The sequence below is a fragment of the Microbacterium sp. LWH13-1.2 genome, from assembly GCF_038397735.1.
Lineage (GTDB): Bacteria > Actinomycetota > Actinomycetes > Actinomycetales > Microbacteriaceae > Microbacterium.
Map to the genome: position 1 here is coordinate 2,783,937 of NZ_CP151635.1, position 16,805 is coordinate 2,800,741.

Sequence of the window (16,805 nt, forward strand, 5' to 3'; positions counted from 1 at the left end):
GCTGGTCTGAGGCCTCATGTCATCACTCGCGGCTTCCCAGCGGGATGACCGTGCGGTGCCAGGTGGCGTTCACCACGGATGCGAAGCAGCCGTAGAGACCGAGGATTCCGACAACGAAGCCGGTGTACCCGGCGGCACGGGTGATCACGCTCGAGGATGCGTATGCGCCGATGGCCAGGAGGACGAAGGTGAGGGCTGCGGCGCTGAACAGAACGGTGAGCAGCACGGAGATGCGGGTGCACGGGATGACCAGGAACGCGGTGAAGACGGCCCACAGGATCAGGAATGTGCCCATTCCGCCGGGCCCAGCCTTCGCGAGCATGCCCGGCGTGGTGATGGTCCACCAGTAGGCGAGCCAGAACGCGCCGTAGGACACGAAAGCGAGAGCTCCGAAGGTGTTCGCCTGGACGAACTCCCAGATGCCGGCGATGATCTGAGCGACTCCGCCGTAGAACAGGCCGAGACCGAGCACAGCCACTGCGGCCCCCGGGAAGATGCCCGCGTTGGCGAAGCTCAACAGGAATGTCGACATGCCGAATGCGCCGAGGCCGAGGGCTGCAGGGTCGGCGATGCCACGAATGACGGGGTGGCGAACGGATGCGACCGGTTTCGGGGCGTCGGTGACGGGCGGCGCGATGTGGGTGGTCATGGGTGCTCTCTGTCGGGTCCGAGGTGCGGTGAATGGTTGTGACGGTAGGTCTGGGGTGGGATGCGGGACATCCCCCGGCGCGCCTGGGGACATCACCTGTCGCCGTCACTCCGGGGAACGAAGGGACGCGAGGACGTCCCCGCGCGGCGCGAAGAACACGGAGCCGGTGAGGGCGGTGGAGAAGTCCAGGAGCCGGTCATGCAGCCCTGGTGGGTCGCCGACGAACATCCGCTCCAGCATCTGCTGGATGACCCACAGGTTCCGCGCGTAACCGAGGAAGTACGTGCCGAACTCGCCGCGCCCCGGACTGCCGAACGGCATGTTGTCCCGTTGGATGTCGTGCTCGGTGCCGGCGTCGTCGGTGATGGTCGCCAGGGTCTTGTGGGATTTCTGGCCCTCGTCCGCGTCATCCAGCTCGACGCCCTCGAGCTTCGTGCGTCCGATGATGGCCTCTTGCGTCTCCGTGGGGAGTTCTCGCCACGCGGCGAGCGGATGAACGTACTTCTGCGTGACCACGTAGGTGCCGCCCGCGTGAACCGGATCCTCGCGACCGACCAACACCGATGCCTCGGCATCGGGCCCCACGGGGTTGGCGGTGCCGTCCACGAACCCCAGGAGGTCGCGTCGGTCGAAGGAACGGAACCCGACCGTCTCGTCCTGGACGACGACGGAGGCACCGAGCGCCTCCAGGAGCTGCCGTTCGAGCTCGAAGCAGACGTCCGCTCGCTCGGCTCGAACGTGGAAGAGGAGGTCGCCTGGCGTCGCAGGAGCGGTGTGCGCGGCACCGGTGACCGGCGTGAACTCTCGCAACTGGCGCGGTGCCGCAAGCCCGGTCAGGTCAGCCCATATCCGGCTTCCGATTCCCACGGTGCAGGTCAATGCCGTCTCGGGAAAGCGGAAGGTGAGTGCTTTGACCGTGTCGGCGAGGCTGGTGAGGACATCTCGCGCCTGGCCTATGCCATCTGGGGCGACCGTGGCGACGAGGAACACGGCGTTCGCGGTCAACGGCGCCGTCAACGCCTGTACTGCCTCGGTCGTCCCCGCCATAGAAATCCTCGCTCCCATGCGCACGTACCTCGGCGCCTGGAAAAGTGTGAGTCGGTCCGGAAGGTGATGACATCCGACAGATGTCGAGCACGAGTTCGACTCTCTGACGTGGGATATCGGAGGTCGCTTCGGGTGATGTGGCGGGCTTGCGGCCGGCGGTACGTTCTCCACGCACACGTGAAGAACACCGACCCCAAGGAGCGCGCATGGACACCGCTTTGATCGCACTCGGCGACTACTTCCGGGCACGGCGCGCGGTGATCGCTCCGGAGGATGTGGGCCTCCCCCGCACCCGCGGTCGTCGTGTCGCGGGCCTTCGCCGGGACGAGGTCGCGGAACTGGCCGGAATCAGCATCGACTATTACCTGCGAATCGAACAGGGTCGGGGCGCGCGTCCCTCCGACCAGGTGATCGGAGCCATCGCGCGCGCACTCCGCCTGGATGTGGAATCCACGGCGTACGCCTTCCGTCTCGTGTCAGGGCAGATGCCCCGCGGAGTCATCCGCGACAGCGACACGCCTGATCGGATCGCCCGCACCCTGTCGCAGTGGACGCACACCCCCGCATATGTCTCCGACCCGCATCGGGACATCATCGCCTCCAACCCGCTCGCGACGATATTCGGAGAAGGCGGGCTCGCGGCCGGCTCGAATCAGGTCAGCGCTCTGTTCAATGAGCGCATGCGGCGGAGTCTTCTCGAATGGGAGCCGATGGCCCGCTCGGCCGTTGCGACGCTGCGGCGCGACGCGCACCCGCAATCGCCACGACTGCGTGAGCTTCTCAGGCAGTTGTCCGTGCACGACGACTTCAGACGTATCTGGGAACGCCACGACGTCTCGGGCCCGGAAGACGCGACCTTTCGTTTCGTGTTCGAAGGCGTCGGCGAGATCGCCATCGACGCTCAGAACTTCGCCGTCCGCAGTATGCCGGGATATCAGCTGACCGTGTTGTCCGCGCAACCAGGTGGCCTGGGGGCAAGCCTGTTCGCTCGCCTGGCTGAGACGCTGCCTGGTGGAGCGGCCACGACTGCGATGACCGGAGCCGAGCGATGAGTGCTGACTCAGGGTGGTACAACGCGGACCTGTTATCCGCCAGCGGTCCTTCCGTAGCGTCGTTGGTGTGGCCAGAACAGACGCAAGCGACCGTTGAGCATCATGCGGGAATCCGCCCCGACCTGATCCCGCTGCCTGCGGGTGGTGGAGCGACAAGCCTGCAGGACCTCGTCGATGAGCTGTCCGACGTCCTCGGCCGCTCGGTCATGATGCAGGACAGCGGCTTCCGACTGGTCGCGGCCAGCGCGCAGGCGGACGACGTCGATGAGCTGCAGGTGCGCACGCTTCTCACCAGGACGACACCCCAGGCGGAGCGCGAATGGGCAGAGCAGTGCGGGGTCACCCGTACCCGCCATCCCCTCACCGTCGACTTCGCTGAATTCGGTGCACACGAACGGTTCATCATTCCGGTCTGGGCCGACGACGAGCCGCTCGGCACGATCTGGCTCATCAAGACCGGCTTCCCCCCGCTCAGAGAAGATGAGTTCCGTGCCATCGACGCGACCGTCACCGTCGCCAGCTCCCTCCTCCAAGCCAGGTCACGCGGGGCGGCGCGCAACGCCCGGGAGAGCATCTTCCGCTCCCTCCTCGCCGGCGATGCGGCCTCTCGTCGCGAGGCGCTCGCTGCGGCCGTTCGCAGCCATGGAATCACCCGCGGGCCAGAGACGGTGGTGCGCGCCATCACCGTCGAAGAGAACGCCCCTGTCATTCAACGCGCAGCACTCGGCCAGGCGTTGGAGAACACAGCCCGGCAGGCGCTCTTCTTCATCGGCGAGTTGGGGGCAGCGCTCCTCTTCGTCGGACGCCACGGAGTCCCGGAGAACATCGACGCGCTCATCACGTCCGAGGCCGACAGGGCTGGCGTCGCCCTCAAAGCGATCGGATCCGCCGCCCTTTCACCGAATGAGACCGATCTGCTTCCCGTCGCAGGGCGAGCGGTTGCGACCGCAGCCGTCGTAGAGATGCTTCCAGAACTCGGAACGAGCGCTCACGCGGACGACGTGGGTCCCTGGCTGTTCCTTGCGGACGTGCTCGTAGATCCTGAGCGTCTGCAGTGGTACTCACCAGCCGCTCACACACTCATCCACGATCCCGATCCGATGCGCCGTCAGACCGTCGAGGTCCTCCTGGACACTGCCAATCATGTGCGCGACGTCTGCGAGACCCTACACATCCACCGCACCACTCTGTATTACCGGCTCGAGAACATGCCTCCCGTAGTGAAAGAGGCTCTGGATAACGGGATGCAGCGCAGTGCCCTGCACCTGGCGCTGAAACTCGCCACCTATTGGGAGAACGCCGGGCACATTCGGTGATCTGCGCCCGGCGACGAGAGGCGCGTGCCACCCCGAGGTGTTGTCAGCTGTCGAAGTCGTCCACGAGACGCCGCAGTACGTAGTCCCGGAGGATGCGGGCGTGGTTCACGACCGGGTCGTGCGCGCCGTAGAGGAGCGTGACGGTGGGGTGCGCGCTCACGACCGCCGCGAGATGGCGCACCTCCGACTCGTTCGCATCCAGCTCCGCCTCGTACCGTTGCGCGAACTCGACCATCCGAGCCGGGTCATGATCCCACCACGTCCGTAGAGCCGGGGTGGGTGCGATGTCACGCATCCATTCGTCAAGGTCCGCGTGCCCCTTTGCGACGCCCTGCGGCCAGGCCCTGTCCACCAGCACCCGGAACCCGTCCTCAGCGGCCGCGGGTTCGTGGACGCGCGTGATGAGCAGGGTGTTCATAGGGTCCTCGCAAGTCCGGCAGCAATGACTCCACGGGAGAAGTGCCGTTCCCTCACTTCACCCGACGAATGTAGAACCGCCATCCGACTCCCGCTCGAAGCCGTTGCCCGACCATCGCCGTTGAATGGGGCCATGACCAACGACCCGAACTGGAAACTCCCCGAGGTTCCCGCTTTCTCCCTGACAAGCCCCGACTTCGTCGACGGCGCCCACCTCCCTTTGTGGGTTCGCGGTTCTGCCGGCGGTGGCGAAGACCGTTCCCCCTCCCTGGAGTGGTCAGGTGCCCCCGAGGGCACGCAGAGCTACGTGCTCTCCGTGTTCGACCCGGACGCCCCCTCCGGCTCGGGGTTCTGGCACTGGACGCTCATCGACATCCCTGCCGGGATCACCGCCCTCGTCCGTGGAGCAGGGACCGAAGACGATCTCCTGCCCCCGAACGCGAAGCGCCGCCGCAACGAATACGGCACGGACGTCTTCATCGGTGCCGCCCCGCCCGCAGGTCACGGCCCGCACCGGTACGTCTACACGCTCAGCGCGCTCGACACCCCGGCCCTCGAAGTCGCCGCCGACGCGACTCCTGCAATCATCGGCCTCCGTCTACGACCGCACATCATCGGTCGGGCACAGCTCATCGGCTTCCAGGAGACCACCGCCGACGGCAAGCCGGCCTACGGCCAGGAGGGGGCACGCGCATGATTCACCACCTCGTTTCCTGGAAGCTCCGCGACGACGTCGACCGTGACGAATCCATCGCTCGCACACGCGAGTTGCTCATGGGACTCGTCGGCATCGTCGATTCCATTCGAACCATCGACGTCATCGAGAACGTCGCGTTCCCCGAGGTGAATCATGACCTCGCGGTGCTCGCCACTTTCGATGACATCGCCGGTCTCGAAGCATTCGCCGACAATCCCATCCACCGCGCAGCCGTCGTCGAGATCCACACGTTCGTCACCGAACGGGGAGGGATCGACTGGTCGACAGACGAGAACTAGAGTCTCACTCGCTCACCCGCCGGGCGTGCCCACGCGATGACCCGCGAGCATCGAATGCACGGCAAGAGCGGCCGTCAGATCGAGGAGCGTCCCGGGGCTCGCAAGACTTCGACCTGTCAGCGACTCCATCCTGCGGATCCGCTGCTGGACAGTGTTGACGTGGACGCGCATGGACCGTGCGGTCGCTGACCGGTCGAAGTCGCTCGAGATGAGCTGCTGAAGAGTCTCGATGAGGTTGCTCCCCCGCTCGGCGTCATACGCGAGAATGCCGCCGAGCACTGCGGTCAGAAACCCGTGAAGGGCATCGGGGTCGTCAACGTGCAGCAGCAGTCCCGCGAAACCAAGCTCTGGCGCTCGGACCGATTGCCCCGGCACTGCGGAAGCCGCGAGCGCATGCGCTCCGATGGAGATTCGAACAGCTTCAGCGAGCGTGCGGCGATGTGCACCGGAGGAGGCGACCGTGACTGTTGACCGCGGGTATGCCTCGGAGAGGTGCGCGTGCACTGCGTCCCCGACGTCGCCCCCGACATCATCCGGCCACAGCGCCACGATGTTGCCCTGGTGTTCCGTGACGAGCGGTCGCGTGAGACCGTCTGTTCCTTGCACTCGAAGACGGCCCAACCGAACCAAGGCTCCTCGACGCAACTGCTTTTCCGCCTGCGAGCTTTCTGGGTCGACGGGGCGCAACGATACGACTGTCGCGACGCGCAGCCTGGCCAGGTCGAAGCCCATCGCCTGGGCGCGGCTGATCGACTGTTCGGTGATCCCCGCCAGCAGCACATCCTGCAGAAGCTCGCCTGCGATTCGATGCTCCGTGTCGAGAGCCGTACGCTGCCTGAGCAATTCGAGCGTGAGCACCGCGACAGCATGCCGCGCGGCCACCTCTTCGATAGAGCCCAGCTCCGCGTCGTCCGAGTCCTCGGCGGCGCTTGCCCAGATCACCAGTTCCCCGGCGCGCTCTCCTTCGACCTGGATGAGGCGCCTGGCCAGGGCTCTCCGTTCCGGCGTCGCGTCGCTCGCATCGTGGAGAGGAACGTAGGTTACGGGGCGCCGCACAATCTGCTGCAGGGCGGAGAGAACGGCCTCCACACCCCGAGAGCTGAGGGACGCCTGCAGCAGTTGTTCTCGTATCGCCTGACTCCGTGCGAGGAGGTCGCGCTGCTCCAGGAGCGCATCGTTGGACCTCCGGAGGTCGTCCACGAGGTCCGCCGACGAGAGCGCAACTGCCGCGTGGTTCGCAAGCAGCGTCATCCGCTCGATCTCATCCGCGCTGTACTCGTGGCGTGCCGCGTGGTACCCGTTGAGTGTTCCGAGAACGCCCCTGTCGCTCCGCAACGGCACGCTGATCATCGATGTGTAGCCCTGCTCGTGAGCGATCCCACCCCATGGCGCGAATCCTCGTTCGGCCTCGATATCGGTGACGACAACCGGAACACCCCCGAAGTACGCGCGGCTGGAGGGCGCTTCGCTCCCCAGCCCGACGGGGTTCGACTCGTTGATCCGGTCCACGTACTCGCGTGAGAGGCCGTCCCACCCTGTGATGATGAGGGCGCTCTTCTCCTCATTGGGCGTCAGCACACCGCAGAAATCGAGTGGGAGAAGCTCGCGAGCCGTGGCAGCGACGAGGCCCAAGGCTTGACCGACGGGGATACCGCGGGATGCGACTTCACTCAGCTCACGGAGCCGAGCCAGCCAAGTAACGAGATCGGAAGACACACTTGAGTGTCCGCCCAAACATAGAAAACAGTCAAGAGTGTGGGCACAAACATAGGTGAGCACTGACTCCAGTGCTCCAATGGACTGATCGGAGAGCGGCGCTCTTCGATATGAACACAAAGGAGTGACATGAGTCTTCTTGAGGACGCGACGCACGAGCCGATGTCGGACAAGCCCGGCGACCTGAACACCCGCACCATCGTCAACCCATCGACGGGCCGGAAGATCGAAGACGTGCCGGAGCATGGTCCTGCTGATGTCGATGTGGCGGTCGCCCGGGCGCTCGATGCATTCACCCGCGGACCCTGGTCCACCTTCACGGCGACTCAGCGGGCACGGATCCTCCTGCGCATCGCCGACGAGATCGAGTCGGGGAGCGAAGACCTCTACCGCCTCGAGGCACTGAACAATGGTCGACCCGTGAACGAGACACGCGCTCAGCTGTCGCGAGTACCGGAATGGTTCAGATACAACGCCGGCCTGCTGGCCGCCCAGCGCACAGCCGTGCTGCCGACCGACGGACCGTACCTCACCTACCAGCGTCGTGCCCCCCTCGGTGTGTGCGCGATCATCACACCTTTCAACCACCCGATGCTCATCCTCGCGAGGAGCTTGTCTGCAGCACTCGCCAATGGCAACACCGTGGTGATCAAGCCATCCGAGATGACGCCGCTCACGACGCTCGCACTGATGCCGATGCTCCGCCGTGCGGGTCTGCCTGACGGGGTCGTCAACATCGTCACGGGAGCGGCCCCTGCCGGCAAGAGGCTCACCGAGCATCCGGACGTCGCCAAGGTCACTCTGACGGGCGGTACGGAGACCGGACGTTCCGCCGCCGTCGCTGCGGCCCGCCGCTTCGCTCGCATGACGGCGGAGCTGGGAGGGAAGACCCCGATCATCGTCTTCGATGACTCCGACCCCCAGGGCGCAGCCGAGGGCGCCGCCTTCGCCGCCTTCGTCGCGGCAGGGCAGTCGTGCGTCGCCGGGTCGCGGTTCCTGGTTCAGCGGGGCATCTACGACGAGTTCGTACAGCACTTGTCCGCCCGGGCCCGGGCGATCCGCATCGGCGATCCGACCAGCACCGATACTCAGATGGGTCCGCTGATCAGCGAACGCCAGCGCGCGAAGGTCATGGAGCTCGTCGATTCCGCTCGCGAGGAGGGTGCGACCGTCCGCGCAGGTGGTGAGATCCCCGACCTCGAAGGCGACCTTCGAGACGGCTTCTTCTATACGCCGACCGTCATCTCCGACGCCACCATGAGCATGCGCGTCGCCAGGGACGAGATCTTCGGCCCCGTCGCCGTGGTGATCCCTTTCGACGACGAAGCCGACGCGATCTCGATGGCCAACGACAACCCCTATGGCCTGGGCGCTGGGGTCTGGACGAGCGACTTCGCGCGCGGACTCCGAGTTGCGGATGAAGTCCACGCAGGAATGGTCTGGATCAACGATCATCACCGCCTGGAGCCGTCGCTCCCGTGGGGCGGCATCAAGGAATCCGGGATCGGGAAGGACGCCGGTCAGGAGTCCTTCGACGACTTCTCCTGGATCAAGACCATCGTCGCCCGCACCGCCCCCGGGTACGCCGACTGGTACGGCGGAGCGAACGAACGCCTGAACTAGCAATGAACCCGAGCCGCATGACCGAAAGGACGTCGACGATGACGCGCACGGCCACCTCTCCGCGTACTGGATGGCGGAAGGAAATCACCAAAGCCCAGTGGCTTGTTCTAGCCGGAACGATGCTCGGCTGGGGCCTCGACGGCTTCGCCGGCAGCCTCTACATCCTGGTTCTCGGACCCACGATGACGGAGCTTCTCCCGAACAGCGGCATCGAAGCCACCCCCGCGAACATCGGACTCTACGGTGGCCTCACGGTCGGGATCTTCCTCGCCGGGTGGGCTGTTGGAGGGGTCGCTTTCGGCGTCCTCGCCGACTACATCGGACGGACGAAGATCCTTGCGCTCGGCGTCCTGACTTATGCGGTGTTCACCGCGGCGGCGGCGTTCGTCGACAGCTGGTGGCTCCTGGGCATCCTGCGGTTCATCGCAGGTGTCGGTTCGGGCGTCGAGGCTCCGGTCGGAGCAGCGCTTATCGCAGAGTCCTGGCGCAATCGGTATCGGGCTCGAGCGGGTGGATTGATGATGTCGGGGTACGCCATGGGGTTCTTCGCAGCCGCGCTCGCATACGCGCTGCTGGGCGACCTCGGCTGGCGGTTCATGATGGCACTGGCCGTGCTGCCCGCGATCCTGGTCTGGTTCATCCGCCGCTTCGTCAAGGAACCCGAGGAATCCACCGAGGCCATCCGCGTGCGGCGCGAACGGAAGAGTTCGGGTCGCACAGACCACCGCGACGCGTTCGTACTCAAGCGCCTGTTCACCGGACCTCTGCTGAAGCCGACGCTCGTCTGCACTGCAATCGCGACGGGAGCTCTCATCGCCTTCTGGAGCGTGAGCACCTGGTACCCGCAGATCATCAGACAGATGGGCGCCGAAGCCGGCACCGAGCCAGGTCACATCGCTCAGGATGTTGCACTCGCCTCCATGCTCTTCAACGCCGGAGGCGTCCTCGGCTATGCCTCCTGGGGCTTCATCGCCGATGCACTCGGCCGCAAACCCACGTTCCTTCTCACGTTCGGCGTCGCGGCTGTATCAATCGGAACGATCTTCCCGTTCGACCATCCGCTGGGTGTGTACCTCGCTGCCATGCCCGTCCTCGGGTTCGCGCTCTTCGGGTCGCTGTCCGGTTCTTTCATCTACGGGCCGGAGTTGTTCCCGACGAGTGTGCGAGCGACGGCCATCGCGTTCTGCAACAGTGTCGGACGCATCGTCACCGCGGCCGGGCCGCTCGTCGCCGGAGTCATCGCGACCTCCTGGTTCGCCGGAGACCTCGGCATCGCCACCACCGTGATCGCAGCACTCGGAGTCATCGGACTCATCGGCGTTGCGTTCGCGAGCGAAACACGAGGGCAGCCTCTGCCCACAGACGCGTCTCTTGACGCCGCAACCACCCGATGAGTGTGAGGGAGAACAACCATGCAACGCACCAGTGACAAGTTCGAGGGATCCACAGCCATAGTTGTCGGCGGTTCCATCGGCGGCCTTACCGCTGGTCTCGTCCTCCGAGACATCGGCTTCGATGTGAGCATCTTCGAGCGCACACCGGTCCCTCTACACGGGCGGGGCGGCGGGATCGTCCTGCAGCCGGACACCATGCGGTGGTTCGAAGAACGCAGCGAGCAGGACGCAGCTTCGCTGTTCACTTCGACCTCAACCGTGCAGTATGTGGACCGCGACAAGGGGACGGTCTTCGCTGAATCGCGCGAATGGCAGTACACCTCGTGGGGGACGTTCTACCGCGCTCTGCTGGAGGACTTCGGCGAGGAGCGCTACTACCTGGATTCTCCGGCTGTGAGATGGACTCCCGGAGGTGACGGAGAGCGCGCGACAGTCGAGTTCGCGGATGGCAGCGTCCGGACGGCGGATCTGGTGGTCTTCGCGGACGGTATCGGCTCAGTGGGGCGCCCCCTTTTCGACGCGAACGCGCTGAGCCGGTACTCCGGCTACGTCGGATGGCGCGGCACGGTCCCCCTCGCCGACCTCAGCGAGGAGACGCGCGACCTCATGGGGGACGCCATCACCTACAACGTCATCGACCATTCCCACATCACGCTCTACCCGATCCCCGGCGAGAGCGGAACCGGTACAGGAGACCAGCTCATGAACTATGTCTGGTACCGCAACGTCACCGCCGGAGAGCAGCTCGACGACCTGCTCCGCGGACTGAACGGCTATGTCGGTGCACTCACTGTTCCACCGGGGCTCGTCCGGGACGAGTACGTGACCGAACTGCGGGATGTCGCCCGCGCTCAACTCGCCCCCGGGCCGGCAGAAGTCGTCCTGAAAACGGAACAGCCGTATGTTCAGGTCGTGCAGGACCTGCGCTCATCGCGGATGGCACTCGGTCGTGCCGCGCTGATCGGCGACGCGGCGTGCGCCGCACGACCGCACGCCGCCGCGGGCACTGCGAAGGCGGCTGCGGACGCGTGGGCGTTGCGGGATGCACTGCTCGAGGCCGAGAGCGTGGAGGGCGCGCTGGCGGCATGGGAGCCGACGCAACTGGCTTTGAGCGATGCACTGCTCGAGCGAGTCGTGTCCATGGGCGAGCGCTCCCAAGTACACGGGACATGGGTTCCCGGCGACGCGGACCTGCGGTTCGGCCTCTACGGGTCAGGCGTGACAACGCGGCCGACCCAGGCGAACGACGCGCACTTCGTCTCGGCATACTGAACAGAACCAGGAGAACAACGATGTCGAAATTTCTCGCAGACCTGCCTCTCGCAGGCACCCTCATCGGAACCGACTTCGAAGGCTGGAGCGACGAGCTTCGGGCCGAGTTCGATGCTCATTCGCAGGACGGTGCGGTCGGGTCGCGACTCCTTGCTGAAACGCCCCGCGCCCGTATCTGGGAGATCCGTCTGCAGCCGGGTGAGAGATGGCATGCCCATCGGCATGTCCTTGACTACTTCTGGACGGCCATCAACGCCGGCACATCTCGCCAGCACACGTTCGATGGCACAACCCGTGACGTGTCCTACGGTGCCGGCGAAACTCGCTACTTCCATTTCGGGCCGGGCGAGTACCTGTTGCACGACATCGAGAACGTCGGCTCCACGGAGTTGATCTTCACCACCGTCGAGCACCTCGACAGCGATAACGCGCCCCTTCCTCTGGAGAACTGATGACCGTCACTCTTCGTCCCGGGCCCATCGACGTGCATGCTCACTGGCTGCCACAAGAACTCTTCGACCTGCCACCCGGTGCTCCTTACCGCCCGATCTCCGACCGGGACGGTCAGCTCTTCATCGGAGATATCCCGCTCTCTATCGATAGCCGGCTCATGAGCGACGTCTCTGCGATCCGGGCAGACATGGACAGGACAGGCGTCGCGGTTCGCGTTCTCTCCGCGCCGCCGTTCGCCTTCGCGCGCAATGATCTTCCCGGAGCGGCGGAGTACGCCGATGCCTTCAACGAATCGCTCAGCAGGGTGGTTCTCGACGGCGATGGTGCTCTCGTGGGCCTCGGATGCGTGAGCCTCGGCAATGTCGACGATAGCGCCCGCCAGATCCGTCAGTTGCAATACGCGGAAGGGATCGTCGGAATCGCGATACCGCCGCTGGCCGGAGATGATTCGCTCGACGCGGGGACGTTGCGCGAGGTGGTCCGCCTCGCGGCACGTGCGAACCTTTCTGTCCTCGTTCACCCGATGCAGCTACCTGGCCAAGCCCTCGGCCGGCACTACCTGACGAACTTGATCGGCAATCCGGTCGAGACAGCGGTCGCGGTGGCCTCCACACTCCTGGGTGGGGTGCTGGATGAGCTCCCGGACCTGCGAATCTGTTTCGTGCACGGGGGCGGTTGTGCCCCAAGCCTGCTCGGTCGGTGGGATCACGCCTGGCATGCACGGAGTGACGTGTCCGCTGATTCCCAGCGGCCCCCGAGCGAGGGATTCCCCCGCCTCTTCTTCGACACCGTGACCCACGACGAGGATGCGCTGAGCCTCCTCACGGCAAAAGCCGGCGTCGGCCAGGTTCTGCTGGGTAGCGACTACCCATTCGACATGGCCGATTCGGAACCGCTCACGCACGCACTCGAGCGGGGCATGAGCGCCCATGAACTCGAGCGTGCGGCGAGGCGTTTCCTGGGCGTGTGAGCCCCGGAGGCACGATCGAGGAGGTCGAGACGATGTCGATACGATGACGTGGACGGTGCCGGTACCCATGGCCCGGAGACGCGAGGACGACCACGATGCTGACTTCCGCCCAGCTAGCGCTGTTCGAACGCCTCATCGATGTGGGCAAGCTCCTCGAGAAGCGAGCAGATCGAGCCACGAAGCGTGAAGTCGGTCTCAAGTACTCCCAGTACGAGGTGCTCATCCGCCTCCGGAACGCTGGTGGCGAGCTGCGCATGTCGGAGCTCGGCGGACTCCTCGTCACCTCGCCCAGCGGTTTGACTTATCACTTGTCCCAGCTCGAGAAGGCCGGACTGGCCGAGAGGTTCACCGCGGCTGACGACGAACGAGGAGTGGTCGCTCGGATCACGCCTCAGGGTCGGAGCCTTCTAGTCGACGCGTTCGATGCGCAGACCGACATGATCACGGACGCGGTGGTCGCACCGCTCGACGAGAGCACCATCGAGGATCTGACTCGAGAGCTCGGCAGGCTGCAGGTGCATCTCCGTGGCGAGGCGACCGGCGGGGCCCTCCCGTACTGAGTCGGCGCCTCACCGAACTGTTACATGGGTGAAACCTAAGAGTGTTCTTCGCCCAGTAATTTCAAATTTGAAAGAAATTCGCCAACGGAAAGCAGACACATGATTGCCCTCGACCACATCGCGGTCTGGTCCGACAACCTCTACCGCGCCACACTCGACCTCAGTGAGCTCACCGGAATCGGCAGCTCCGACGGTGGTTACTTTCCCGGCTTGGGCCTCGGGCAGAAGCTGCTGTCACTCGGAGGCTCCGTCTACATCGAAGTCGAGAGCATCGTCGATCACCAGATGATCGCTAACGACGCACCGCTTGCGGTCGAGGTTGCGCGCCAGACCTTCGGGGGCGACTGCTTCGCGGGCCTCTGCTTCCGCAGCGACGACGAAGCAGAGATCGAAGCCTTCGCGCGCCACCGGGGCAAGGACGTGTCCCGTGAGATCGCCGGCGGAAAGCGTTCGATGAATCTCTCCGTAAAGAGGCCTGGGGCCGTCCACGCTCCTGATTTCCGGAACTCATGGCTGGTCGGCAAACCCAACGTCTACCACGTACCGGAGCTGGAGTCCCACCCGAGTTCGATGCCCCCTCAGCCAGGAAGCGGCAGTACCCGCGGCGAAGGGGTTACCGCCCTCGAAGTCGGGGGCGCCGAGGCCGACATGCGCGAATGGCTCGGCCCCCTCGACATCGACGAACTCGGCGTCGACTTCCACTACAACGGCGGACCGGACGGCCTTTACGCCGTCACCTTCGCATCCACCACCGGATCACAGACGATCCGACTCAACCCGATCACTCTCTGACACCCGAAACCACACAGGAGCACATCATGACGGACACAGATGTTCGCGCGCAGTCGAATGTGAAAGTTCGCCGCGCAGCGATCTCAGGCTTCTTCGGAAGCGCACTCGAGTACTACGACTTCCTTGTCTACGCATCAGCATCGGCGCTGATCTTCGGCCGGCTGTTCTTCCCCGAAGCGGGCGCCACCGGAACACTCATCTCTATTGCGACCTTCGGAGTCGCTTACGTCATTCGGCCTTTCGGAGCAGTCCTCTGGGGGCACATCGGCGACCGATACGGTCGCAAGCTCGCTCTGATGCTCACCATCGCGCTGATGGGAGTGGCAACCTTCATCATCGGCTTGCTCCCCACCTTTGAGACCATCGGTTGGGCAGCTCCCATCCTTCTGGTCGCGATTCGACTGCTGCAGGGCCTCTCAGCGGGCGGCGAGTCTCCCGGCTCCACGTCGCTCACGGTCGAGCACGCACCCGCCCGGCGTCGCGCCTTCTACACCAGCTTCACGATGAGTGGCATGCAGTTCGGCATTGCAATGGGAAGCCTCGTGTTCATCCCCGTCGCCCTCCTCCCGGAGGATCAGCTGTTGTCGTGGGGTTGGCGGATCCCGTTCCTGCTCAGTGGAGTGCTGACAGTCGTCGCCTTCTTCCTTCGTCGCAAGCTCGATGAGACCGAGGCGTTCTCCGACATGCGCACCAAGGGGAGCCGGGCGAAACTCCCTATTGCGATCCTTCTCCACAGCCACTGGCGAACCGTGATCCGCGTGCTCTTCCTGAGCTCCATCAACATCGTCGGCACCATCTTCAATGTCTTCGTTCTCGCGTATGGCACAGGTAACGGAATCCCCAGCGCAGTCATGCTTGCGGTGGTGACTCTCGCGAACCTCACCGCAGTGGTTGCGGCACCCATCATCGGCGCACTGTCTGACCGCTGGGGGCGGCGCCCCGTCTTCATCGTCGGAGTGTTCGGAGCGGCGATCTGCATGGTCGCACTGTTCGCCGCCATCGATGCACAGAACATCCCGGCCGTCTTCGCAGCGGGGATCGCGGGAATCGGGGTCTTCTACTGCATGCCGATCACCGTCGGCGCGACCTGGTACCCCGAGCAGTTCCCGACCAAGGTGCGCTACACCGGCATGGCCGTCGGCCTCATGCTCGGGATTCTGCTCGCGGGGTTTGCGCCGGCAGCGGCTCAGGCAGCGGGTGCGGACTCGACGATGTGGTGGCCGGCCGCGCTCATCTGCGCCGGCGCCGCTGCTGTCTCAGCCGTCGCCGCGTTCATGGCCCCGGAGACCTTCCGGGTGCCGAAGGCGGAGCTGGGCTCCTCCTCCGAGTAGGACAATGCGGAGGGTGGTGAGGATCAACCCTCACCACCCTCCGACTGCAACGCCCTGCGCCACATCTCCAAGCACCCTACAAGCGTGACGCCGGCTATCTGCCCGAGAAGAACCGACGAGACGCGGTCAGCGCTCCCACGGAAGGCAGATGACGCTTTGCCAGTTCCATTGGTTTTGTGCCGATCCATCGGTCCTGTGCCGACGAGGTCGCGAACCTACGTGTGACTCAGAAGTCCCAGTCGTCGTCTTCCGTCGCCTCGGCCTTGCCGATGACGTAGGAGGAGCCCGACCCCGAGAAGAAGTCGTGGTTCTCGTCGGCGTTCGGCGAGAGCGCCGACAGGATCGCCGGGTTCACGTTCGTGACGGTCGAGGGGAACATCGCTTCGTAGCCGAGGTTCATCAGCGCCTTGTTGGCGTTGTAGTGCAGGAACTTCTTGACGTCCTCGGTCAGACCGACGCCGTCGTAGAGATCCTGCGTGTACTGCACCTCGTTGTCGTAGAGCTCGAACAGCAGGTTGAAGGTGTAGTCCTTCAGCTCCTGGCGGCGCTCTTCGGTCTCGTTCTCGAGACCCTTCTGGAACTTGTAGCCGATGTAGTACCCGTGCACGGCCTCGTCGCGGATGATGAGGCGGATCAGGTCGGCCGTGTTCGTGAGCTTCGCTTTGGACGACCAGTAGATCGGCAGGTAGAAGCCCGAGTAGAACAGGAACGACTCGAGCAGGGTCGAGGCGACCTTGCGCTTGAGCGGGTCGTCACCCTGGTAGTAATCCATGATGATCTGAGCCTTCTTCTGAAGGTTCGGGTTCTCCGTGGACCAGCGGAAGGCCTCGTCGATCTCCTTCGTCGACGCGAGCGTCGAGAAGATCGAGGAGTAGCTCTTCGCGTGCACCGACTCCATGAACGCGATGTTCGTGTACACCGCCTCTTCGTGAGGGGTGATCGCGTCAGGGATCAGCGAGACGGCGCCGACCGTCCCCTGGATCGTGTCGAGCAGAGTCAGACCGGTGAAGACGCGCATGGTGAGCAGCTGCTCTTCGGGCGTCAGCGTGTTCCACGACTGGACGTCGTTCGACAGCGGCACCTTCTCGGGCAGCCAGAAGTTGTTCACCAGGCGGTTCCAGACCTCGAGGTCCTTGTCGTCCTGGATGCGGTTCCAGTTGATCGCCTGAACGCTGTCGACCAGCTTGAGCGGGGGGTGAGGAGTCATTGTTCTTCGT

General features: G+C 64.8%; 17 protein-coding genes. 12 read left to right on the forward strand and 5 right to left on the reverse strand.

Annotated elements, in window-relative coordinates; translation table 11 throughout:
* Window positions 1–22: 22 nt before the first annotated feature.
* Together MRBLWH13_RS13455 and MRBLWH13_RS13460 are read right to left on the reverse strand one after the other, a co-directional pair.
* Window positions 23–649, reverse strand: coding sequence for an acetate uptake transporter (locus MRBLWH13_RS13455; RefSeq protein ID WP_341955465.1), 627 nt, complete (start codon window positions 647–649; stop codon window positions 23–25).
* Window positions 650–754: 105 nt separating this feature from the next.
* Window positions 755–1,696 (reverse strand): Dyp-type peroxidase, encoded by a 942-nt coding sequence (locus MRBLWH13_RS13460; RefSeq protein ID WP_341955466.1) that lies wholly within the window; start codon window positions 1,694–1,696, stop codon window positions 755–757.
* A 206-nt stretch (window positions 1,697–1,902) separates the two neighbouring features.
* Between MRBLWH13_RS13460 and MRBLWH13_RS13465 the strand changes: the two genes are divergently transcribed.
* Complete coding sequence (locus tag MRBLWH13_RS13465; RefSeq protein ID WP_341955467.1) at window positions 1,903–2,748, forward strand: helix-turn-helix transcriptional regulator; 846 nt, start codon at window positions 1,903–1,905, stop codon at window positions 2,746–2,748.
* Complete coding sequence (locus MRBLWH13_RS13470) at window positions 2,745–4,064, forward strand: helix-turn-helix domain-containing protein (RefSeq protein WP_341955468.1); 1,320 nt, start codon at window positions 2,745–2,747, stop codon at window positions 4,062–4,064. The genes MRBLWH13_RS13465 and MRBLWH13_RS13470 overlap by 4 nt, the downstream gene beginning before the upstream one ends.
* Window positions 4,065–4,107: 43 nt before the next feature.
* On the opposite strand, the gene MRBLWH13_RS13475 is transcribed toward MRBLWH13_RS13470, so the two are convergent.
* Window positions 4,108–4,482 carry a DUF488 family protein gene (locus MRBLWH13_RS13475; protein ID WP_341955469.1) on the reverse strand — a complete coding sequence of 125 codons (375 nt, stop codon included), beginning with the start codon at window positions 4,480–4,482 and terminating at the stop codon, window positions 4,108–4,110.
* Between the two features lie 132 nt (window positions 4,483–4,614).
* Here MRBLWH13_RS13475 and MRBLWH13_RS13480 point away from each other — a divergent pair, with 132 nt between their 5' ends.
* Complete coding sequence (locus tag MRBLWH13_RS13480; RefSeq protein ID WP_341955470.1) at window positions 4,615–5,178, forward strand: YbhB/YbcL family Raf kinase inhibitor-like protein; 564 nt, start codon at window positions 4,615–4,617, stop codon at window positions 5,176–5,178.
* On the forward strand, window positions 5,175–5,477 hold the full coding sequence (locus tag MRBLWH13_RS13485) for a Dabb family protein (RefSeq protein WP_341955471.1): 303 nt from the start codon (window positions 5,175–5,177) through the stop codon (window positions 5,475–5,477). The genes MRBLWH13_RS13480 and MRBLWH13_RS13485 overlap by 4 nt, the downstream gene beginning before the upstream one ends.
* Window positions 5,478–5,489: 12 nt before the next feature.
* Here MRBLWH13_RS13485 and MRBLWH13_RS13490 read toward each other — a convergent pair whose 3' ends face one another.
* Entirely contained in the window at window positions 5,490–7,256 is a 1,767-nt protein-coding gene (locus MRBLWH13_RS13490; protein ID WP_341955472.1) for a GAF domain-containing protein, read from the reverse strand.
* A 66-nt stretch (window positions 7,257–7,322) separates the two neighbouring features.
* On the opposite strand from MRBLWH13_RS13490, the gene MRBLWH13_RS13495 reads away from it, so the two are divergent.
* The 8 genes from MRBLWH13_RS13495 (at window position 7,323) to MRBLWH13_RS13530 (ending at window position 15,588) form a co-directional block, all read left to right on the forward strand.
* The gene (locus MRBLWH13_RS13495) at window positions 7,323–8,816 is read left to right on the forward strand and encodes an aldehyde dehydrogenase (protein ID WP_341955473.1); all 1,494 of its coding nucleotides are present in this window, start codon (window positions 7,323–7,325) and stop codon (window positions 8,814–8,816) included.
* A gap of 119 nt (window positions 8,817–8,935) precedes the next feature.
* Window positions 8,936–10,210: an MFS transporter gene (locus MRBLWH13_RS13500; RefSeq protein ID WP_341955474.1), complete on the forward strand. Its 1,275-nt coding sequence runs from the start codon at window positions 8,936–8,938 to the stop codon at window positions 10,208–10,210.
* 18 nt (window positions 10,211–10,228) lie between these two features.
* On the forward strand, window positions 10,229–11,482 hold the full coding sequence (locus tag MRBLWH13_RS13505) for a hypothetical protein (RefSeq protein WP_341955475.1): 1,254 nt from the start codon (window positions 10,229–10,231) through the stop codon (window positions 11,480–11,482).
* Between the two features lie 20 nt (window positions 11,483–11,502).
* Window positions 11,503–11,934 (forward strand): hypothetical protein, encoded by a 432-nt coding sequence (locus MRBLWH13_RS13510; RefSeq protein WP_341955476.1) that lies wholly within the window; start codon window positions 11,503–11,505, stop codon window positions 11,932–11,934.
* Window positions 11,934–12,905 carry an amidohydrolase family protein gene (locus MRBLWH13_RS13515; RefSeq protein ID WP_341955477.1) on the forward strand — a complete coding sequence of 324 codons (972 nt, stop codon included), beginning with the start codon at window positions 11,934–11,936 and terminating at the stop codon, window positions 12,903–12,905. The genes MRBLWH13_RS13510 and MRBLWH13_RS13515 overlap by 1 nt, the downstream gene beginning before the upstream one ends.
* 95 nt (window positions 12,906–13,000) lie before the next feature.
* Window positions 13,001–13,465: a MarR family transcriptional regulator gene (locus MRBLWH13_RS13520; protein ID WP_341955478.1), complete on the forward strand. Its 465-nt coding sequence runs from the start codon at window positions 13,001–13,003 to the stop codon at window positions 13,463–13,465.
* 99 nt (window positions 13,466–13,564) lie between these two features.
* A complete protein-coding gene (locus MRBLWH13_RS13525) occupies window positions 13,565–14,257 on the forward strand; it encodes a VOC family protein (RefSeq protein ID WP_341955479.1) in 693 nt (230 codons plus the stop codon).
* A gap of 26 nt (window positions 14,258–14,283) precedes the next feature.
* Window positions 14,284–15,588, forward strand: a complete 1,305-nt coding sequence (locus MRBLWH13_RS13530) for an MFS transporter (RefSeq protein WP_341955480.1) — start codon at window positions 14,284–14,286, stop codon at window positions 15,586–15,588.
* 226 nt (window positions 15,589–15,814) lie between these two features.
* Here MRBLWH13_RS13530 and nrdF read toward each other — a convergent pair whose 3' ends face one another.
* The gene (nrdF, locus tag MRBLWH13_RS13535) at window positions 15,815–16,795 is read right to left on the reverse strand and encodes a class 1b ribonucleoside-diphosphate reductase subunit beta (protein WP_241796658.1); all 981 of its coding nucleotides are present in this window, start codon (window positions 16,793–16,795) and stop codon (window positions 15,815–15,817) included.
* Between the last annotated feature and the right edge of the window lie 10 nt (window positions 16,796–16,805).